Below are 21,035 nucleotides of genomic sequence, written 5' to 3'. Positions count from 1 at the left end.
CTCCATTTTCTATAACCTATTTAGAATAAAACTCCATAGTTATACTTTTTGATATTTTATTTAACTGCATTGTTATTTTATTTCCATTGTAAAGTCTTATATTAGAATCTTTATTTAACTTTCTTCCTGATTTTTGAATAGTACATTCTGATTTATTGATAACTTCTATACTGTCATCATTTCTAAATATAAATCTTATACCTTCTGTTTCTTCATATTCTTCTTTAAGTCCTAATACTTCAAATAAAGAAAAACTACCTTGATATCCTTTTAAACTTCTAAATTGAGGAGGTAATATTTCATTAGTATTTTCATCTTTAATATTAATTTCTACACGTCCAAATCCACGCACTCGCTTCTTTTTAGTAATAATAATTATTATGGCAGAAGTTATAGCCAAAACTACTGCTCCAATTATTCCTAAAAATAAAGGTTTTTTTACAACACTTTCCTTAGGAGTATCATTAACCGTAGGAGTAGCCTTTGTTCCTCCCATAACTACAGGCGCACTTTCTCTATAAAAACTATTTCCATCCACTCTTACTTTAAGTTCATATTTCCCCTTGTCTGGAATTGTATATTCTCCTATAAATTTAGTTCCTTCAACAGTTAAAGGTACTTCTTTTGTAGAATCATCTTTTAAACTCTTTACAATTAATCTTCCTTTTACGCCATTGTAAAGTTCCTTATCTGAAACTTTTTCTCCATTATTTACAAAGTAAGATTCTATATTTACTTTATCTCCTTCTTTACCATTACTTGGAGTAAACTTTCCCTCTAGCTGAATATCATAATTAAATACATAACTTACCTTTATATCACTTCCACTTACCCCTTTTACTTTTAATGTCCAATCTCCTACCTGAGGCTTCATAATCTTTAACATTGAATATTTCTTTGAAGAAGTAAGTATAGCATTTGAAGAAGGTATTTTACTCTCTTCTCCTTTAGGATTGATAAGTTTAACTTCTACTGGTTTATCTGAAATCATCGCTACATTTGCTTCTAATACATTTGAATTGGGAATATTAATTTTCATCTCTTGAAAACTTCCATTTAATTTTAAAGTTCCTTTATCTTGTACCTTTAATTTTGAATTATCTGCATAGATATCTGTAAGGATTTTAGGTATATCCGCTGCACTATTTGTTATATAGTTCTTTCCCTTTGTTCCAGTTGATATTTGACTTAGTTGAGCTTTATCCACAGTACCATCATAATTTAGTCCTATAGTATATACTGGATATCCCTTTTCTTTACATATATCTATTGCTTTATTTAAATCATTTAAGGATTCACTATTATTTCTTAAAGGATCATTTTTCCCATCAGATAAAAGTACTATTACAGGCCTATGAGATTTGTTATGTTCACTATCTAATAACTTTACGCCTTCTAACAAACCTGCTCCTGTATCAGTTTTTTGTCCAAAAGGAATATTAGATGCCATGTTTTTTATTCTATTTTTATCATTATCTGAATCTATATTATTTAAATTATGTTCTCTTACTATATTATCAGAATAGGCTACAAGTCCTACTTTATTTCCTTTAGTCTGTGCCATATCTAAAAACATTTTTATCGCTTCTATTCTTATATCTTCAGGATCACTTTTTTTCATTGAACCACTGGCATCGAGAACAAAAATTACATCTAAATTTGAAGATATTTCCGCAGCCTTAACAGATATAAATGAAGTAGATAATATTTGAAATAAAAACATAATTATTATTATTAAATTTAATTTACTCTTATACTTCAAAATGTTAACACCCCTTACAGCTTTACTTAAGCTCATTATTAGCTTCACCTAAAATCCATTTTACTGGTTCTTCTACATAGTTAATATCTGTTTCTTCATTACTATAATTTCCTTTTGAAACGCAGGGAAATACCCTGTAATTTTCAAAATTATATCCTAACTTTCTTATTATCATTTCTCCTCCTACTTTATTTAAAAAATCTTCAACATTATCCTTTATCTCTACACAATCCATCTTATTTATTAATATTGCTATAGGTACATCTATACTCTCTTCAAATTTAATTTCACGAATTTCTCTTAAAGTAAATATAAATCTATCAAGTAAATCATTTATTTCTGAGATACCTTTACTTCCTATTTGCCTCTTATTAATTTCTCCACCATTTATCAAGGAAGAAATATCTATAACAAATATTACTCCATGGACATAATTATAGTACTTCTGTCTTTTTATACTATCCTTATTATTAAAATTTTCTCCTGCTATATCATACATATATAATAGCTTTTTACTCGAGAATTTTTTGGAGTTTATAAAAATATTATAAACCTTACTATTATCTTTATCTACAAAATTTTCCTTAATAAATTCTGTGTTCCATTGTTTTTCCTTTGAAATATTATTTAGTAAAGAATTTATTGCAGCAATTATAAAAGAAGTTTTTCCGGAGGATTTTAAGCCAACAACTGATATACATACCGGTGCATTATCTCCCACTTGGACTTCTCTAGAGCATGATGGACAAATAGCTTTAACTTTATTTGTTTTTTCTAAGAAAGCGCAGGGAATAATTTCACCACAAGCACATTTTCTCTTTATTATTCCATAAGCCCCTGGAACTAATCTTTTATGAACTCTGCCACAACTTACACACACATAATAAGGCAATTCAAATTTCTTATAACAATGTGGACAAACATTTGAAATTCTTCCCCTTATTCTTTTTACTTTCTTTAAAATTATAACCACATAATAAAAAATATAAATTGGAATACTAATAATAGTGATAATTAAAAAATGTATTCCCCCATAAATTCCTATAAAAATATTTCCAAATAAATATAAAGATATTTGGTAAGCCTTTAGCTTTTTTAAATTAACTTTGTCTTTGTCATACATATTTTTTTTCATAAGGAGTACTTTTCCCCTATTAACTCCTACAGCACTAGTAAAAGTGTTTTTCAAATCTTCATATTGTCTGTAAAAAAAGTATTTTTCTTCTGCTGGTTCAGCAAAGTTATCTCTTTTTTCCATAGGATATACCTTACCTAAACTAAACTTTAATGCTTCAAAATAACCATATATACTATGAAAAATTCCTTCTAGAATTCCATTTATAATACCTATGGATCCTAATACAACTATTATGATAACTATTATAATAAGAATAACTATTTTTATTGCTAAATCTAACATATTACCTCCAATCACCTCCAATGTACAAAGCATTCCTAAAAAACATTGGATGAAATTTGTTATATCTTAAAAAATGATAATATATTTTTCAACTTGTTTTTTTCCATGGATTTCATTTTTATTTTTTTCCATTGTTTTAATATGAGCTTTTCATTTCTATCATCTTTAATTTTTTTTAATATATATTCCTCATAAATACTCATTTTTCTTTCACTAGCACTTTGTAATGTACTTATAATTTTATCCTCAACATATACCTCTATATCTTCTTCAAAATCTACTCCATTTTTTAATATAAAAATAATATAATCTAATAATATTTCATAAACTTCCTTGTTACATTGCTTTAAAATATTTTTATATTTTTTTTCATTAAAAATGCTCATTATAACATCAGTATAGCACTTATAATAAGTTTCCTTATAATCCTCACAAAAGAATGCTTTTTTTATTTTACTATGATCAGTATAGTCTTTAATATATGCACTTAAATTAGGTAGAATCCATTTTAAATATTCCTTGTACTTATTTGAACTTATATGAGAAAAATCTCCTTTAAAGCTTCCCAATCCTTTAATCTTACTCTTTGATTCATCTTCTTTGGTAAATTTATGAATACATATAAGCTCTGTAATACTGCATGGTGTTTTTATTTTATATTTATTCTTAAGTTTTTCAATTTCTTTAATATCTTCATAAACTATATCAACATTATCTATATGGATATTATCCTCAAAATCTACTATAACTTTTTCTAGAAGTTTTTTATTTACTTCTGTATAAGATGCAATTTTATAAATATACATTAGTATGTTTTTATACTCTTCTAAAGATATATGATTTTCTTCAATTAAGTTGGTATATGCTTCTAAACAATCCCAGAACTTTTTATTTCTATATTCTACAAACATATTAAAAATATCTTTACAGTACCTGGTAAAAAAAGTTTTATCTTCTTTATTTTTTTCTACTTCATATTTAAATAGATAAAATATAAAATCTATACCTGAAGTTTTTTTACAAATACTAGAATAAATTCTATCTCTCCAATATTTATCATTTTCTCCTTCATTAATTAAAAATTCAAATAAAGTTTTTTCTGCTAATTCACTTCTACATTTATATGAATTCACCTTATATTCTTTAATCATTATGTCAGATACATATTCTACTTCATCTTTAAAATAATAAATAACTTCTTCCAGATCCTTTGGAGAATGTAATAATATATCCATACATTTTATTAAAAATTTATCTCTTATTTTTCCATCTTCACAACTCCTGTTGAATAATTCTATTTTATTTGTCTCACTTTCTCCTTTATTAAACATTATTACATCATCTATCATTGCCTGAAGATAGAATTTAGCATGTCTTGATTTAGCTCCTTCTAGATAAGTATCTAACTCTTCTATTCTCTTTTTATCTAAAGACATCTTAATAAATTCTTCATTACTTAACTTTTCTTTTTCCCTGATTCTTTTATATAATTTAAATATCTCTTTAATATCTGTATCTTCTGCATCCATAACAAGACTATGTATTGAATGGAAGAAAAATTTATAAGCTTTTTCTATATATTCTTCATTCTTTGTTTCTCTTCCCATATTAAATAAAAATTCTGTTACTATTTCTGTAAGCTTCATGTCCACTTGTGTACTTATTTTTTCCAAATTAGGAGTAATTTGTTTAAACAATTTACTAAAGGCATCTTCAGACTTATATGTATTTGCAAAATTTATAGCTTTTTTAACATTTTCAACATTTAATCTTTCTATGCCTTTATTCACTATATTATATAAACATATACAATCTTCTATATCTTCATCTAGCACACTATATTCAAATTGCTGAACAAAAGATAAAAACGATAAAAGAACTTCATTTGAAACTGTATATCCTACTTCTACTAATTTTGAAAAGCTTGTAGAAGTTACTTGTGCTTTGATTGCATTAAAATCAATAACAGTATATTTATATAATTTTTGATTATTTTTTGAACTAAATACACTTCCCTCTTTATCTAATGCACAAATTGTATAATTAATATTTTCAGGACTATAGCAATATGTAGTAAAAGAAAAGTTATTTGCTAAATTTTTAGGTAGCGCCATTTGTATAGCACCAATCCAATAAGGATTATTATCTTTACAATCCCAAAATATTATATTCTTCCCCTCTTTTTCGTATGTTACAATGCTATTTATTAAAGCTTGCAAGCTTTTTCTTTTCACACCCATTTCTGTCCCCTTTAGGAATTTTGATATTTGAATAAAATCAATTTTATTTCCTAAATGTATTTTATCTAAATGAGGTAAAGGGCTTATTTCTGTTGCAATTTCCTCTTCAAAAGTTAAAGAGTCCCTAAAAGTTATAGAATCATAAAGCTCTATAGGATAAAATGGCCATGGTTCATCAGAAATCAATACATGAGAAAAATAATTTCCATACCTTCCTGAATAATCTTTTCCTACATATTTAGATTGACAAATACAATATTTACCATGTTTTAATCTAAAAGAAGATAATGCTACTGGAAACAGTTTTTTTATCTCCTCCTTTGTTGGTTGTGTAGGAAGATTTTCTGGTGGTATATATATACAATGAGCTTCTATCTCTTTTCTTTCTTCTTGTGTAATTCCTTCTGACATGGAGTAGGTCTGGAATCCCATACCTGAGGAAATTCCTTTCTTACATGAAGTATAAAAAAGCTGTTGGACTTTCATAACTTTAAATCACTTCCCTTTTTCTGCCTTTATCAATTTATGCTTGTATAATAACCATAAAAAAGGATCCTCTACTCTATGAGGCCTTAATTTTGTAATTTTATTGCTTTCAGGATTACATCCCAATGCAGTCATTCCAAAGTAAGCATAATCTTTAAAATTTGTACTTAACTGATTAGCAAAATTTTCTCCACCCCAGCTTCTAACTAAAGATTCCATAGTTCCATTTACATCTTCAAAATCTGATAGATCAAAGTATCCATTATTTATGTGCTTACTTGCATAATTTATAGAACTAGATGGATCTACCAAAGATTCTACTGCATCAATTTTAGAAAAAGCCACTGCTACAGGTATATCTATAAGTTTGTTCATTTTTATTCCATTTGCTTTTCTTATGAGATTAGCAGTTCTTGAAAGTAAATCCTCTATTTCTGTATTTCTTTCTGGTAGCACAGTTTCTTCTGGTAACATTTCTCTTACTTTTTCCAGCTGCAGTGGATCTAGTACAAATATAATTCCTGAAGAATTATAAATATATCTATTTACTGCTTTCATTGTGTCCTCAGAATCCAAATCTTCTCCAGCGGTGTCAAAAAAGGCTATTGTAACTACATTACTTATTTTGTTTTTATTACTTTTAAATAATCCTCCAAACATGCTATTTTGTTTAAATGTTAATGTATATATAAGAGGTTGCTTTACGGATGAATCTGTTTTAGCAGAACGAGTTACTCTTATTACTTCATTTTGTCTAAAAATTGGATTGTAAAAATCTGTTCTATATCTACTAATAGTAGAATCATTAATAGCTTGAAGACTACAATTAAATGAAGAACCTATTTCATTCATTATTTTATCAATAAGCACAGCAATATAATGACTTTTACCCGCTTCCTTTGCTCCTATTACTGAAAATATTAGATTATCATAATTTCCAATGGAATAAGGAAGTTCTTCTTTACAAGTAGGACATACCTTTGTAGTTGTTCTAACTCCACATTTATCACATATCTGGCTTTCTGGCATTTGTCCTTTCCCATCATCATCATTTAGTCCAATTATGTTTCTTGTTCTTGCATTTTCACATTTTTCTGCTTCATTTTCACATACAAATCCTATTTCTGTTAGATCATGCTTTGAAAAACAATAGGGACATATATAATAATCCTTTTTTTTAAAATTAAAATTCATAAATTCTCTCTCCTCAAATGTTGATATTTTTAATAGATGATTTTTCTCCATTTACATTATTACAAATTAAAAAGGTTTTCTTATTCATTCTTTATTATTTAAAGTATAACCTTTCCTTTCCTGGAGACACTATTCTAAAAAGTTTACTATTAGCATCATCAAGAAAAAATAATTTAACATACATATTTCCTCTCACAATATCGTTAGGTAACTCCATATTTATACATTCATCTTTCTTAATAACTTCATAATCAATATTTAATATAATTTCTCCATCAGATTTTTGTAAAGGCATATTACCAACCTTACCTACTAATATGAGCTGAGGTAAATTCATTTCCTTTTCCTTAGTCCATACTATAATTTCTGATGACTTCAATTTACCAAATATGCTTCTTTTAATCTTTATTTCATAAAATATTTCTGAAGGTTCTTTGTTTACTACTAGCCTTTTTTGCCCTTGAGAATAACATACCTTGCCATTTAAATTGACTTTTGTGTAAACACAAAAATAGAAGTCCCCTTCACTTACTTTGCTAATGCTATAACTTCCTATTTTTTCATGGGCACATCTTTTTATCTCATATTGAGTTGCTGACAAATCTTTAGGACCTGTTGGAAATCTATCCATCCTATAACAAATAAGCACTTCATCTATTTCCTCTGGCCAACCCCATTCTAAGGAAAGTTGCCCATATTTAGTTTCACCTCTTATAAATGAAACTTCTGGTATATTCTGTTCATCAAAAGAATATATTTTATTACTATTAACTTCCTCTATAGTTTTATTTAATTCTTTTTTATCTTCACTAACAAAATCTTCATTTACATTCCATTTATAATCATTATGTAAAACTTTATCATCATCTTTTATGTGTTCACAACTATTATCTTTTAGGTTTTTATATTCATTTAACTCATCTAATCTATCATTATTAACATACTCATTATATTCTGGTTCATCAGGTAATTTAAATTCTTGCGTGTTATCTATGTTGTTTATATATGAATCATCTTTAGTAATTTCACATATCTTATTTCTTATATCATATTCAGATAATAAATTAAATTTTTTAGTAAAATTATCTATTTCCTCTGTAGAAATATCATTTTTAACAGATAGTATAATTTCTAATTCATCAATTAATTCTGCTAGCTGGGATTGCTTTTCTTCATTCATAATAACTTCCTCCACCTGGTATCAAGTTTTCTCTAAAAATGCAAATATATCCAAATGTACTTTTATAATTACATTTTATCATAAAAATCTTATGAATTTCTTAAGAATTATTGAATATTTATTTAAAAAACTCCCTTAGTACTTTTCAGCCTAGGGAGTTTTCATTCTTCTACAGGAAATTATAAAATTTAAATTCATATATAAAATTATTTTTAAAGATTAAATATTAAAAGATAAAGTTAATTAGAGATTTTCACTTCCATTTCTCTCATTAATTTAAAATTACCTTTATATTCTATCAATCCATTTTTAATAAGTTGTTGGATTCTTAAAAATATATAATAATCAGATATAGATTTTTCACTATATCCTATGGTTTTCCCTACAACTCTGGCGCACTTTCTAAATTCTTTAGGGGTATATTTAAGTATTTGATTATCAAAATAATCTTCCTTTACAGTTATAACCTGTCCATCTTTATAAATTCTGAGCTTTCCTTTTTCTTCTTTGATTTTATTCCAGTTATTTAATAAAGAGTTGTAAGTCTCCTTTTTTATTTTCTTTTTAGTTTCAAGAATTTCTGAAAGCCTATTTGAAGATACTTCACCTACACTTCTTGGAGTAAATTCATTAATCAATCCTTGATTATAAGTAACTTGTGACACATTAATAATATACATATTTTCTAAAGGCAAGTTTAATTTCTCCAAAGTATACATTAAAGCAACTAACTCTGAAGCATTATTACCAATCCAAAAATACACAGTATCTTCAGAAGTTATTTTTGATAGTTTTTTATTAAATTTATAATAATTTTCTCTAAGATCTTCTATATATTCAGCTTTATATTCTTTAATAAGTTTTTTACACCAATTAATCCTATCTCCTAAATCTACTTTACCATAAATAGGTCCATTAGATAAGTCATCGAAAAAATCTATACTCTTGTTTCCAGAGATAAGATTAGTCTTTAATGCATACTTTAAACTTCCACTTGCACTTGCTGAAAAACATATATGAATTAAATTACCCATATCATCCCTCCACTATATTAAGTGATTCTTATGTTTAAATAAAGTTTTTCTACATTATTTTTGTAAACTCCATTTAAACGTAAAAATCACCTTATTTAAATTATAAATTTAGATATTTCCATATGTAATTTATGGATACTTTCCTCTGAATTTTCTACTTGTTTTATTATATCATTAGATTTTCCAGTTACATTCATAGCTTTTGAAGCAATATTAGTTGTAGCATTAGCCCCTTCATTTGAAGCTTGTGATACTCCTTCTATAATTCTTGCCATTTCTTGAATCGATGACAGCAATTCCTCTGAAGTGGAACTAAATTCTGTTACCATTTCATCTATAAAATTTGCATCTTTACTGTATTTTTCTGATACATCTAACATAGTAGTATAATCATTTTGAACTTCTACGGACATAAATTTTAACACTTCATTAGAACTTGTGGATAGATTTTCCACTGAATTTGTTACTTTCTCTGTTATATTTTGTATTTCTCCTACTGCCTGTTGAGACTCTTCTGCTAGTTTTCTTATCTCATCTGCTACCACTGCAAACCCCTTTCCTGCTTCTCCCGCTCGTGCTGCTTCTATAGCTGCGTTTAAAGCTAAAAGATTAGTTTGAGATGTTATATCCATAATTGCTTCTGTCAATACATTTATTTGTTCTACTACTTTTGAATCTTCAATTGCCTTTCCTAAATCTTCTCTAGTTGCCATAAGCATATTTACTGCTTTTTTCTGTGATTCTGTAAAATTATTCTTTATATTAATTGCTCTTTTATTTATTTCTCCAGCAGCTTCAGCTCCTTCTTCAGCTCTGGCAGCAATAGATTGAACTGCATTTTCAATTTGAATTGAGGACTCATTCATTTCATGTGAAGATGAAGAGGTTTCTTCCATTCCGGCTGATAGTTCCTCTGTAGTTGCAGAAACTTCTTCTATATTCATATTTAGGCTATTTATATTTTGTGATATATTTTTAAATACCAATCCAATATTATTTGATTCCTCTTTTACATTTTTAATTAAAGTTTTTAATGATGAAGCCATTAAATCCATAGCCTTTGAAATATCACCAATTTCATCTTTTCTACCTTTTAATTCTTCTTCAATATTTTCAGAAAAATCTCCATTAGCTATACGATTTAAATGTTTTACTCCTAATGCTAATGGAGTTACAATAGATTTTGAAATAATTATTGTAAGGCCGATTCCTAGAACTACACTAGCTAAAAATATTACTATAAATATTTTTTCAGTCATGCTGAATTGTTCATTGCTTTCAATATTGACACTTTCAGCATCTTCAATATTATAAATTGCCAATTCCTTTAAATTTTTTTGAAATTCATCTGCAACACTTTGCAAAGAATAATACTTATTTAATGCTTCTGTCACTTTCCCTTTCATAGCAAGTTTTATGGCTTCATTTCTCTCTGTACTATATTTTTGAAATTGACTTTCAATTGTTGGAAATTTTTCTTTTTCTACATCATCTACACTGGTTTTTTTGTATCTTTCCCAGTTTTCATTGAATATTTTTTCCCTTTTTTCTATATCATTTAATTTGTCATTCTGCTTTTCTTTATTTCCTGTATTCAATAATATGTAATAAAAATCCGCTTCTATAGCCCTTGATTGATTTCTATTGTCATTTAAACATTCAATTGCAACTAAATTATTTTCATACATACAATTCATATCTTCATTATATTTTGATATGTAATAATATCCTATAACTCCTATAGTACAACAAAATGTCATAAGTATTACAGACAATAAAAAAATTTTCCATTTAACTTTTAAATTATTTAACATTTTTCTCCTCCCTACTATATTTATAATATATAAAAAACAAAGGGTAATAAAGGCATCAACTTTAAATATCTAATCCCCTTATTACCCTTTATATTCAAAATAATTAACTAGATTTATAGAATTCTTTATCATATTCATATCAACCTTTACGCCCTCACTGAAGCAAATTAAAAGTATATTTTTAGCATTATATCCTTTTTTATAATTTTACATTCCCTATAAAATGGTGTCAACTAGATAATATTACCACTAATTCATTATAGAAGTATACAAAATCCATATTATGTTAATAATTGTAATAAATATATTTTTATAAAGGAGAATCACTATGGAAAGTTGTTTTAATATGTATAAAGAAAATAGTAAAATTACTACTCTTATTCAAAGAGGTAAAGCTCTTTTTGAAGAAAACAAAATTGATGAAGCTTTTGAAATTTTTAATGAAGCAATTAATCTAGATAAAAACTATGCTGAAACTTATATAGTAAAGGCTGAGGCTCATATTGATATGTATGAAATGGATGAAGCTGAAGAATGTATAAAAAAATATCTTACTCTTGTTCCTAAAAGTAAAAGAGCTTATTTAAATTTGATAGAAATATATGATGCAACTGCAGAGTTTTCAAAAGCTATTTATTATTGCGATGAATTACTAAAAAAGGATAATAAAAATGCCAACTTACATTTTAAAAAAGCAGATTTTTTTGATATGTTAGGTGATAATGAAAAAGCTCTATCCTGTTGTAATTCCTGCCTTAACATAAAGCCTGATTTCTATGAAGCACTTTGTCTTAAAGGTAGCTTATTAAATGCTCTAGATAAAAATGAAGAAGCCCTTATAATTTATTCAAAAGCAATTGAATTAGATAAAACTAAAAGTAAAGCTTACATAGAAAAAGCATTAGTTTATAGGGATATGGGCAATTATCATACAGCTTTAGAGTTTGCAAAAAAAGCCTATGAGCTAGATCCTAAAGATGAATGGTGCAAATGCGAATATTCAATAATGAAAAACATGTTTTAAAATTAAGATTTTTAAGAGTACAGATAACAAACAAAAAGCTTTCCTTTGATTAATACTACAGAAAATATTAAATTTAATATTAATATAATTTATTTTAATAAATATTAAATTAAATTCCTAATCTGTACTCTTTGCTTTATACTATAAAAACTCTTCTATATTTTCTCTATATTCATTTACTATCATTTCATTTGTAAAGTTAATGCTATGGAAATAAAGTCTATACTAATGATATAAATCCTCCCAACATATCTACTTTAAGCCTAGTATTCCATGTATTTTACATAGACATGCCTTTACTCCCTTTGTTAAAATATCACTAACTTATGATAATGCCGAATCTTCTTAAAGAAGTACCGGGGATATTTTTGGGGTGAATCTTCTATATGAAGTAGGGTAACCTCTAACCCAAACCCGTCAACTAACCTGGGAGGCAAAACGGAGGGAGTTAAAATATGTTAAAATTCAAATCTTTAAAAACAATATTAGTTGCACTAACTTTATGTGTAACTATATCTAGTCCAGCTTTCGCAGGTAGTTATACTGTAGTATCAGGAGACTCATTGTATAAAATAGGACAAGTTTTTAATACATCCTCAAATAATTTAATGAAGACTAATAACATTAACGAAATTACTATTTATCCAGGACAAGTTTTAAAAGTTCCTTGTAGCACATACACTGTAAAAAGTGGAGACAGTTTATATCTAATATCTAAAAGATATGGTATAAGTTTATACAATTTAAGAAGGGCTAATAATAAATGGGATAATAACATCTATCCTGGTCAAATACTTAATTTACCTGGAATAAGTCCAAGTAGTGGGACAAGCCAAAATTCTAATTTAAGCATTACAACATCTAGTGTGCCAATTACACAAAAGCCAGTTATAAGTTATACTGAAGCTGACTTAGACCTTTTATCAAGACTTGTAACTGCTGAAGCACAAAATCAACCTTATAGTGCTCAAGTTGGTGTTGCTGCCGTAGTAATAAACAGAGTACAAAGTTCTGAATTTCCAAATAATATTTCATCCGTAATTTATCAAAAAATTAATGGCTATGCTCAATTTACTCCTGTAGTAAATGGTTGGATAAATAAGCCTTCTACTGATACTGCCAAAAAAGCAGCTAAAGAAGCTTTATATGGTTCAGATCCAAGTAAGGGAGCATTATTCTATTTTGATGACAGTGCTACCAATACATGGTTATGGTCTAAACCTATATTAGCTAGAATTGGAAATATGGTTTTTGTTAAATAATTACAACCTTATAAAAGTCCATGACTTAAATTTAAGTCATGGACTTTTATTTTAGCTTTCCTGTACTATATCTTCTTCTAAATCTTTAGAAATAGTATTCTCTTCTACTCTTGGCTCTATATTTTCTATAACTTCTTCTTGCACATTCATGCTCATTTCTTTTTCTGCTATTATGTCCTCTATAAATTCTTTAGTTTCCATAAGCTCCTGTAAAGACATTGTATTATAATCCTTAATTGTACTATTTGGAACTTTAATTCCCTGCTTTTTTAAAAATGAATCTACCTGTGTTTGATTCTTCTTGTATATGTAATATCCTGCTGCACATATACCTACTCCTACTAATGCTCCTTTAATATGATCCTTGTTAATTGATTGTAATATCATAATTCTTCCTCCCTTAAATTTTGCATATTATAAATATTTTTTGTTTAGCTATACTAAATTAATTTCCATATTTAGCATCCATTATTATTCTATTGCATCCTTGAGTAGACCTTGTGTAAGCATTTCTTCCATTCCTCATCATGCCACCTTTATTAATTAAGATATTGTTTCCAAATGTAAAATTTTGTTTTTCAATAAAGTTTGTTACGAATGCTTTCATAAAATCAACTTTTTTATAAATGTCTTCCCCTTTGCACAGAGAAATTTCATAATATTCCTCCTGTGTACATGAATTTTTGAGTTTATTTACTTTTATAGATATTCCTTCATAATAAAAATCCAAAATATGTCTTCCAAAAGTTGTTACCCATGTAAGGGCTGCTGCTCTTATAAAATTACCTTTACTTACTGAATTTATAAGATACATAACTGAAACTACTTCAGGATCAAAAGCTCCCTTTTCATTTATTTCTTTATATCCATGTTCAATTATAGCTCCAACTGTAGTGCCAACAGCTATCCAATTTGACAAATCTTGTATATTTTTATTTGATGAAATACCTAAAAATTTTACAATTGCTGCCCCTACAATTGCCATTATAGAATAATGAGCTAAGGCTGGCATATCCCTCGTTGGAGTATTACTAAGTAATTTAATTGGAACCATATCATATTGTTCCGAATAGGCAATAGCTATTCTAAAAATTACTTCTTCCATTTCCACTTTTAAATAATTAAAATGCACAAGTATAGATTTAGTAATAGGATTATATTCTACTTTAAGTATTTCGTTATTTTCTTTAATCTTACGAATAGCCTGTCCAACGTTTCTTAATGGATGTGATAACTTTACTCTGATTCTATTGTGAAGACTATGTAAAATTATTATTTCAGGTTGATTCATTTATACTCCCCTTTCCATATCATAAAAAAGCAGCCTAAGTGAATTTGAAACCACAAATATAGTACTGGAGTTATGTAGTACAGCTCCCCAAAATACTGGCAACACACCTGCTGCACTTAAAAGAAGCCCTATACTATTTATACTTATTACTAATCCAAAATTCTGTTTTACTATATTCATAGTCTTTTTCGATAAATCTACTGTAGTTGTTAGCATCATAGGATTATTGCTCTGAATAGTAATATCTGAAGCTTCCACAGCTACATCTGTACTTTTTCCCCCAAGAGCTATTCCTGCATTGGCATAGGCAAGAGCTGGGGCATCATTTATTCCATCTCCAACCATTATAACCTTAGAACCCTGTGATTGAAGTTTTAATACTGTTTCGGCTTTATCCTCTGGTAAAAGTTCTGCTTTATAACTATCAACGCCCATTTTATTAGCTACTATTTCTGCTTGTTCTTTTAAATCTCCTGTTAGAAGCATTATTTCATCTATGCCTTTATATCTCAAATTATTTATAGACTTTCTCATATTTTCTCTCATTTTATCTTGTATTCCTAGTAATCCTATTACCTTTTTTCTAAAGCTACATATATAATGCTTTCTCCCCGTGAAATAAGCACCTGTGATTTATTTTCTAGATTCTTATAATCTATATTATTTTCTTCCATAAATGCTTTACTTCCAACTCTTACAACGCCTTTATCTATATTAGTTTCTGTCCCTCTGCCTACATAAGTTATTATGTCATTATGGTTAGGAGCTTTTAATCCTTCTTGCCTCAATTTTGCCATAATAGCTGACGCCATAGGATGACTAGAGGTTTCTTCTGCTGCGGCAGCTATTTCTATTATTTCATTTTCTCCTATAGAATTGTCTCCTGGAATAATGCTTACTATTTGTGGTTTCCCTTCAGTTAGAGTTCCTGTTTTATCAAATATTAAAGTATCTGAATTTGCTAAAACTTCTATATAGTTTCCACCCTTTACAAGAACTCCATTTTTAACTGCAGTATTAATAGCTGCTGAAAAAGCTGTTGCTGTTGAAAGCTTTATTCCACAAGAGTAATCTATAATCATCATATTTAGTGCTCTAGTAGCACTTTTAGTTACCCAATAGGTTATTCCTGCAAAAATAAAATTAAATGGAACTAAATAGCTTGCAAATTTATCTGCATAATCTTGAATAGGAGCTTTTTTTGAAGCTGCATCTTCCACAAGATGTATTATTCTCGATACTACAGTTTTATCACCAGCTTTTTCTGTACATACAGTTATATTTCCGTTTTTAATTACCGTTCCTGCAAATACATAACTTCCTTTTCTTTTTATCTGTGGTATAAACTCACCAGTTATAGGAGATTGATCTACTACTGCCTCTCCTGATACTACCTTTCCATCAACACATATTTTTTCACCTGTATGCATTACTACTAGATCTTTTTCTTTTATTTCTTTTACAGATATTTTTTTTACCCTTTTATCTTCTAGTTGTTTCCATACATATTCTTCATTCAATGCAATCATATTTTTTATAGAATTTCTAGTTTTTTCCATAGTATAAGATGTTAAAAGTTCTGCAATATCCGATAATAATATCACTGTTAAAGCTGAAATATCTTTACCTAATAATAAACTAGTAATAATTGAAGTTATATTTAATGTGTCTGCATTAGGTTTTAAAGACTTTTTAAAACATCCTAATCCTGTTTTAAATAAAGGTAATGTTAAATACATGCTTGCTACTGCTGGTACTGTTGTAAATCTACTATATATAGAATTATTAGTGTTTACTGGAATACTATTTTTTTTCATTAATGAATAAGTTAAAGTTCCTACATTAATAGCTACTCTTTTAAGTATACTGCTTGTTGATTCCTGTTTTGCACTTCTTTCTTGGGATATTTCCTTTGCCTGTTCTTCCCTTTCAGCTTTATATGCTACAAGGGAATAAGCAGAAATAACTTCTTCAAAAACATTTATTATTTCATCTTGAGATATCAAATTTTTATCATAGTATATAAGCGCATTTTTGGTTATATTATTTATGGAAGCATCCTTTATAAAATTCATGTCTTTTAGTGTTTCTTGTATTTTATATTTAAACTTAGATAAATGTTTCAAAGCTCTACAGTTTATACGTATTCTACCAGAAATACTATGTACAACACTACATTTAAACAGTGGTATGCTTTTTCTAAGTGTCATATGTCTCCTCCTAAAAACTTATTTTAAATAATATTAATAGCATCCTTTAAATCCTGTTCTAAAGTTTTTATTACATAATCTAGATTCTTCTCACCATATGTTTGAATAAATTCAAAATTATCTATTCCTATTTCTACTATTTTATCCAACCATTTTAATATTTTAATTTCATAAACTTTGTTAATGTTATATTTAATAATTATGGTTCCTATAATATAATTAAAGTTTACCTCTTCTATACCTTCAATCATTGTAATAGCTCCTTTTAAATAGTTATCATAAAACTTACATTCTTTTGGTAACTTTGTCATATTGGATAATTTTAGTCTTATTCTTCCTGGTATACTATGTACAACTTTAATTTTGGTAAATGTTTTATTATATATTTTTTTAAATCAAACATAAAATCCTTCCCAATTATTTGATATAAGAATAAGCCCACCATAGATATGTTATTCCTCCTGGGGACATATTTGGAGCTTTTATACACTTATTAATACCACTTACTAATAATGCTAGTACCATAATTGCTTTTATATCGAAAATTCCTTTTGTTTTCTCATAAACTGCTAAATTTACACTATCCTTTAGATTCATAATTTCTTTTTTAACTAAAGATTCAGGTTCTTTATTTATTTCCTGTTCAAAACCTAAAAGTTTTATAATAACTCCCATTAAAAGAATAGGTTTTATTTTACTTTCATCATAATGTATAAGTATACTTCCTGTTACTAGACTTATTTCTATAGATTGGATAGAATCTATTCTTGTAAGTTGAGTAAATAACACATCTTCTACCTCTTTGTTATTTTTTAACAGTGGTATATAAAGTCTTATTCTTCCAGGCAAATAATGTTTTACTTCTAAAATTCCTCTAAAACTTGGAATATTTGATTTTAAATTTTTTTTGTTATTTCCACTTAAATTAGCTTTGTCTCTAACTTCATTTACTGCCCATATGCTTAAACTATATAGTACATACTTCAAAATACTATTATTCATTAAGTCACCCCTTTTAAAAGTTTTTAATTTCAAACCATTATTGTATACATATAGTGGAGTTTAGTAAAACTTTAACTTATTTCCCCAAAATTATACATAGAAATATCCATAAAATTATTATACATTATTGATAATGAATTTCAATATCAAATTGCAAATTTATTTTATATTTCTTATATTTATTAGTATATAAAAAATTAACTGCACTATCTTGTTATTGCAGTTAATTTCATCATATTTTATCTAAATTTCAAACAAATTAATCCAAAATTTTATTTTTTCTTCTATTTATTTCGAACCAAAAATTTACTCCTCCTTGGACATTTTCTACACCATATTCATTATTGTGAAGTTCTTGAATTGCTTTTACTATAGAAAGTCCCAATCCATATCCTCCATAAGCTCTTGTTCTTGCTTTATCTACCTTATAAAAACTATCCCATAATTTTTCTAAAGATTCTTTTGGTATATGCTTTCCAGTATTAAATACACCTACTTTTATTTTGTCTTCTTTAATAACTTTACTTATTTCAATGATTTTATTTTCATCCACATGATTTATAGCATTATTCACATAATTTATAAGTATTTGCTCAATTCTTACTCTATCTCCATAGACAATGCAGCTTTCTCCAGCTTCAAATTTTATACTAATATTTTTCTCCACAAAAATAGATTTATATTTATTAAGTACATCCTTTATTAAAACCATTAGATCAAATTCACTTTTTTCAATTTGAAAATATCCCGATTCAATTTGAGAAAGATTTAGTAAGTCCCTTACTAGTTTATTCATTTTAATAGTCTCATCCATAATAACATCACAGTAGAATTTTCTATCTTCTTCACTTTCAGCAACATTACTAATAAGTCCTTCTGCATAACCTTGTATTAGAGCTAAAGGAGTTCTTAACTCATGCGAAACACTAGATATAAACTCTTTTCTCATTTCATCTATTTTTCTTTCTTTCTCAATATCCTTTTCAAGCTTTTGATTCTTTATATTTAACTCTGTAATTGCCTTATACAACTCATCAGATAAGTGATTAACACTTTTACCAAGTTGCCCTATTTCATCTTTACCACTTATGTTACATTTTTGGGTAAAATCAAATTTAGCCATATTTTGTGCAATACTATTCAACTCTAAAATAGGTTTTGTAAATTTTCTAGAGAATATATAAGCTCCCGCACTTCCAAAAATTATAATTATAACTCCTGTAATAATAACAAACTTATTTGCAATATCTACACTTTCTTTTATAGAAACTAAGGGAACTCTTATAGTAAGTATATCTTGATTACTTAATTTTGTTACAAGAGCAAGAAAATCTATTTTTAATTTAATATCCCTTCGAGTTTCAAAAATATATTCTCCTTCAATATATTTATCAATAGTATCAATATCAGGTGGTCCATCTAATGGAGGTTTAGGTCTTTCCTTTAATTCACCATTATCTATAATATTTTTTTCTTCTAACATTCTACGGGAAGAATTATATACTAACTTTCCATTCTTATTAATTATGTCAATATTACTTCCTGTTATATTAGCTGTTCTATCCAATTCATCCTGTATATCTATTACATTCCCTTTATACATAACGGCTAATTTTTTTGCATTTTGTATAAGTATATTTTTCTTTTTATTTATATAGTATTGTTGAAAATATACACTATTTAAAATCCATAAAAGAGCACTAAAAAATATTAATAGAAAGGTTATAAATATAAAAAGCTTTGATCTTATAGACCTATTCATTATTGGACCTCAAATCTATATCCATATCCTCTTACAGTATGAATATAGTTACTCTTTGACTCTAATTTTATTCTTAGTCTATTTATATGTGTATCTACTGTTCTTAAATCTCCATAATAATCATATCCCCATACCTTATCTAATATTTGTTCTCTGCTTAGTGCTCTACCATAGTTTTCAGTAAGATAAATTAATAGTTCATACTCTTTTGGGCTTAAATCAATTGTATAACCCTCAATAGCTACGTGGCGTGCATTATGATCTATTGTTAATCCACCAAATTCTTTAATAGATTCATCCATATCTAGTGTTCTTCTTAATACAGCATTTACTCTTGCTATTAATATGTTTGCACTAAATGGCTTTGTAATATACTCATCCGCTCCAATATCTAGTCCAAAAACTTCATCAAATTCTTCTCCTCTTGCAGTTAACATTATAATTGGAATTTTAGATTTTTTTCTTATTTCTCTACACACAGTCCATCCGTCATATTCAGGAATCATAACATCTAAAATAATTAAATCTATATCTTGTTCATTTGAAAATATCTCTAAAGCTTTTCTTCCATCCTCAGCTTCAGTAGTAATATATTCTTCCTTTTTAAGAAAATCTGTTACAAGTTTCCTTATTAAAGGTTCATCATCGACTACTAATATCTTTCTGCCCTTCATAATACCCCTCCGCAAAACTGTTTTTGCATATATTATATACCATTATTATTACAGTTTTGTGACAATATTATTTTTTATTTATATTTAGAAGATATGACATAAGATCTTCTCTCAATAAACTCTATCATCAATTTTTATTCCATCTACAATGCCATATTTAAATACATCCTTCTTATTAACTTCTTGTACCCCCAAAATAGATGTTTTATATTTATCATAACAATTCATCAGTTGCTTAAGACATGGAACTTTGCTATGGACTATGTCATCACCAAGCATTACTGCAAAAGGTTCATTTCCTACAAAAGTTTTAGCTAGACTTATAGCATGTCCTAATCCTTTTGGCTCCTTTTGACGTATATAATAAATATCTGATATATTACTTTTATTTTGAACTAATTTAAGTAATTCTTTTTTATTACTACTCTTAAGCTCATCTTCAAGTTCAACAGATTTATCAAAATGGTCTTCTATAGCCCTTTTATTCCTACCTGTAATTATCAATATTTCTTCAATACCTGAAGCAACAGCTTCTTCAACTATATATTGAATAGTAGGTTTATCTACTATAGGCATCATTTCTTTAGGTTGAGCTTTTGTCACTGGTAGAAATCTTGTTTCTAAGCCTGCTGCAGGAATTATTGCCTTTCTTACCTTCATAAAAATTAACTCCTTTCTCT

At 27.3% G+C, this 21,035-nt stretch carries 17 protein-coding genes, 1 pseudogene and 1 riboswitch; of the genes and pseudogenes, 2 read left to right on the top strand and 16 right to left on the bottom strand.

The window, feature by feature from the left end; all coding sequences use genetic code 11:
- Nucleotides 1-16: 16 nt before the first annotated feature.
- From J2Z24_RS11125 to J2Z24_RS11095, 7 genes are all read right to left on the bottom strand, one after another.
- Nucleotides 17-1,762 carry a vWA domain-containing protein gene (locus tag J2Z24_RS11125; RefSeq protein ID WP_035144610.1) on the bottom strand — a complete coding sequence of 582 codons (1,746 nt, stop codon included), beginning with the start codon at nt 1,760-1,762 and terminating at the stop codon, nt 17-19.
- 22 nt (nt 1,763-1,784) lie between these two features.
- The gene (locus tag J2Z24_RS11120; protein WP_085058960.1) at nt 1,785-3,182 is read right to left on the bottom strand and encodes a GTPase domain-containing protein; all 1,398 of its coding nucleotides are present in this window, start codon (nt 3,180-3,182) and stop codon (nt 1,785-1,787) included.
- Between the two features lie 59 nt (nt 3,183-3,241).
- On the bottom strand, nt 3,242-5,908 hold the full coding sequence (locus J2Z24_RS11115) for a GAP1-N2 domain-containing protein (RefSeq protein WP_035144553.1): 2,667 nt from the start codon (nt 5,906-5,908) through the stop codon (nt 3,242-3,244).
- Nucleotides 5,909-5,917: 9 nt separating this feature from the next.
- A complete protein-coding gene (locus J2Z24_RS11110) occupies nt 5,918-7,102 on the bottom strand; it encodes a hypothetical protein (protein WP_035144554.1) in 1,185 nt (394 codons plus the stop codon).
- 94 nt (nt 7,103-7,196) lie between these two features.
- Nucleotides 7,197-8,282: a hypothetical protein gene (locus tag J2Z24_RS11105; protein ID WP_035144556.1), complete on the bottom strand. Its 1,086-nt coding sequence runs from the start codon at nt 8,280-8,282 to the stop codon at nt 7,197-7,199.
- Between the two features lie 239 nt (nt 8,283-8,521).
- Nucleotides 8,522-9,316 carry a DUF1835 domain-containing protein gene (locus tag J2Z24_RS11100; protein ID WP_051593091.1) on the bottom strand — a complete coding sequence of 265 codons (795 nt, stop codon included), beginning with the start codon at nt 9,314-9,316 and terminating at the stop codon, nt 8,522-8,524.
- Between the two features lie 95 nt (nt 9,317-9,411).
- Complete coding sequence (locus J2Z24_RS11095) at nt 9,412-11,130, bottom strand: HAMP domain-containing methyl-accepting chemotaxis protein (RefSeq protein ID WP_035144558.1); 1,719 nt, start codon at nt 11,128-11,130, stop codon at nt 9,412-9,414.
- A gap of 328 nt (nt 11,131-11,458) precedes the next feature.
- Between J2Z24_RS11095 and J2Z24_RS11090 the strand changes: the two genes are divergently transcribed.
- Nucleotides 11,459-12,154, top strand: coding sequence for a tetratricopeptide repeat protein (locus J2Z24_RS11090; RefSeq protein ID WP_051593092.1), 696 nt, complete (start codon nt 11,459-11,461; stop codon nt 12,152-12,154).
- Nucleotides 12,155-12,477: 323 nt separating this feature from the next.
- A riboswitch (cyclic di-AMP (ydaO/yuaA leader) is annotated at nt 12,478-12,605 on the top strand.
- Nucleotides 12,606-12,609: 4 nt separating this feature from the next.
- A complete protein-coding gene (locus J2Z24_RS11085) occupies nt 12,610-13,416 on the top strand; it encodes a cell wall hydrolase (protein ID WP_035144560.1) in 807 nt (268 codons plus the stop codon).
- A 51-nt stretch (nt 13,417-13,467) separates the two neighbouring features.
- Here the strand turns inward: J2Z24_RS11085 and J2Z24_RS11080 are convergent, their stop codons facing one another.
- The 9 genes and pseudogenes from J2Z24_RS11080 to J2Z24_RS11045 all read right to left on the bottom strand — a co-directional run.
- Nucleotides 13,468-13,803 (bottom strand): hypothetical protein, encoded by a 336-nt coding sequence (locus tag J2Z24_RS11080; RefSeq protein WP_241392960.1) that lies wholly within the window; start codon nt 13,801-13,803, stop codon nt 13,468-13,470.
- Nucleotides 13,804-13,861: 58 nt separating this feature from the next.
- The gene (locus J2Z24_RS11075; RefSeq protein WP_035144561.1) at nt 13,862-14,707 is read right to left on the bottom strand and encodes a hypothetical protein; all 846 of its coding nucleotides are present in this window, start codon (nt 14,705-14,707) and stop codon (nt 13,862-13,864) included.
- Nucleotides 14,708-15,253, bottom strand: coding sequence for an HAD-IC family P-type ATPase (locus J2Z24_RS21775; RefSeq protein ID WP_307861366.1), 546 nt, complete (start codon nt 15,251-15,253; stop codon nt 14,708-14,710).
- Between the two features lie 26 nt (nt 15,254-15,279).
- Nucleotides 15,280-16,917: an HAD-IC family P-type ATPase gene (locus J2Z24_RS11070; protein ID WP_307861365.1), complete on the bottom strand. Its 1,638-nt coding sequence runs from the start codon at nt 16,915-16,917 to the stop codon at nt 15,280-15,282.
- Between the two features lie 23 nt (nt 16,918-16,940).
- On the bottom strand, nt 16,941-17,228 hold the full coding sequence (locus J2Z24_RS11065; RefSeq protein ID WP_241392959.1) for a hypothetical protein: 288 nt from the start codon (nt 17,226-17,228) through the stop codon (nt 16,941-16,943).
- A gap of 106 nt (nt 17,229-17,334) precedes the next feature.
- The gene (locus tag J2Z24_RS11060) at nt 17,335-17,919 is read right to left on the bottom strand and encodes an HMA2 domain-containing protein (protein WP_035144563.1); all 585 of its coding nucleotides are present in this window, start codon (nt 17,917-17,919) and stop codon (nt 17,335-17,337) included.
- A 259-nt stretch (nt 17,920-18,178) separates the two neighbouring features.
- The gene (locus tag J2Z24_RS11055) at nt 18,179-19,681 is read right to left on the bottom strand and encodes a HAMP domain-containing sensor histidine kinase (RefSeq protein ID WP_035144565.1); all 1,503 of its coding nucleotides are present in this window, start codon (nt 19,679-19,681) and stop codon (nt 18,179-18,181) included.
- Nucleotides 19,681-20,355: a response regulator gene (locus J2Z24_RS11050; RefSeq protein WP_035144567.1), complete on the bottom strand. Its 675-nt coding sequence runs from the start codon at nt 20,353-20,355 to the stop codon at nt 19,681-19,683. The genes J2Z24_RS11055 and J2Z24_RS11050 overlap by 1 nt, the downstream gene beginning before the upstream one ends.
- Before the next feature lie 114 nt (nt 20,356-20,469).
- Nucleotides 20,470-21,015 (bottom strand): annotated as a pseudogene (locus J2Z24_RS11045) (UTP--glucose-1-phosphate uridylyltransferase); the annotation flags it as partial.
- Nucleotides 21,016-21,035: the final 20 nt, after the last annotated feature.

It is taken from the genome of Clostridium tetanomorphum (assembly GCF_017873215.1).
Lineage (GTDB): Bacteria > Bacillota > Clostridia > Clostridiales > Clostridiaceae > Clostridium_AO > Clostridium_AO tetanomorphum.
This window is presented reverse-complemented; position numbering and strand designations above follow the sequence as displayed.

Bases quoted from the DNA above. Each gene is read 5' to 3' on its own strand.
- J2Z24_RS11120 (WP_085058960.1), bottom strand. From the start codon at position 3,182: ATGTTAGATTTAGCAATAAAAATAGTTATTCTTATTATAATAGTTATC.
- J2Z24_RS11115 (WP_035144553.1), bottom strand. From the start codon at position 5,908: ATGAAAGTCCAACAGCTTTTTTATACTTCATGTAAGAAAGGAATTTCC.
- J2Z24_RS11110 (WP_035144554.1), bottom strand. From the start codon at position 7,102: ATGAATTTTAATTTTAAAAAAAAGGATTATTATATATGTCCCTATTGT.
- J2Z24_RS11105 (WP_035144556.1), bottom strand. From the start codon at position 8,282: ATGAATGAAGAAAAGCAATCCCAGCTAGCAGAATTAATTGATGAATTA.
- J2Z24_RS11100 (WP_051593091.1), bottom strand. From the start codon at position 9,316: ATGGGTAATTTAATTCATATATGTTTTTCAGCAAGTGCAAGTGGAAGT.
- J2Z24_RS11095 (WP_035144558.1), bottom strand. From the start codon at position 11,130: ATGTTAAATAATTTAAAAGTTAAATGGAAAATTTTTTTATTGTCTGTA.
- J2Z24_RS11090 (WP_051593092.1), top strand. From the start codon at position 11,459: ATGGAAAGTTGTTTTAATATGTATAAAGAAAATAGTAAAATTACTACT.
- J2Z24_RS11085 (WP_035144560.1), top strand. From the start codon at position 12,610: ATGTTAAAATTCAAATCTTTAAAAACAATATTAGTTGCACTAACTTTA.
- J2Z24_RS11080 (WP_241392960.1), bottom strand. From the start codon at position 13,803: ATGATATTACAATCAATTAACAAGGATCATATTAAAGGAGCATTAGTA.
- J2Z24_RS11075 (WP_035144561.1), bottom strand. From the start codon at position 14,707: ATGAATCAACCTGAAATAATAATTTTACATAGTCTTCACAATAGAATC.
- J2Z24_RS21775 (WP_307861366.1), bottom strand. From the start codon at position 15,253: ATGAGAGAAAATATGAGAAAGTCTATAAATAATTTGAGATATAAAGGC.
- J2Z24_RS11070 (WP_307861365.1), bottom strand. From the start codon at position 16,917: ATGACACTTAGAAAAAGCATACCACTGTTTAAATGTAGTGTTGTACAT.
- J2Z24_RS11065 (WP_241392959.1), bottom strand. From the start codon at position 17,228: ATGACAAAGTTACCAAAAGAATGTAAGTTTTATGATAACTATTTAAAA.
- J2Z24_RS11060 (WP_035144563.1), bottom strand. From the start codon at position 17,919: ATGAATAATAGTATTTTGAAGTATGTACTATATAGTTTAAGCATATGG.
- J2Z24_RS11055 (WP_035144565.1), bottom strand. From the start codon at position 19,681: ATGAATAGGTCTATAAGATCAAAGCTTTTTATATTTATAACCTTTCTA.
- J2Z24_RS11050 (WP_035144567.1), bottom strand. From the start codon at position 20,355: ATGAAGGGCAGAAAGATATTAGTAGTCGATGATGAACCTTTAATAAGG.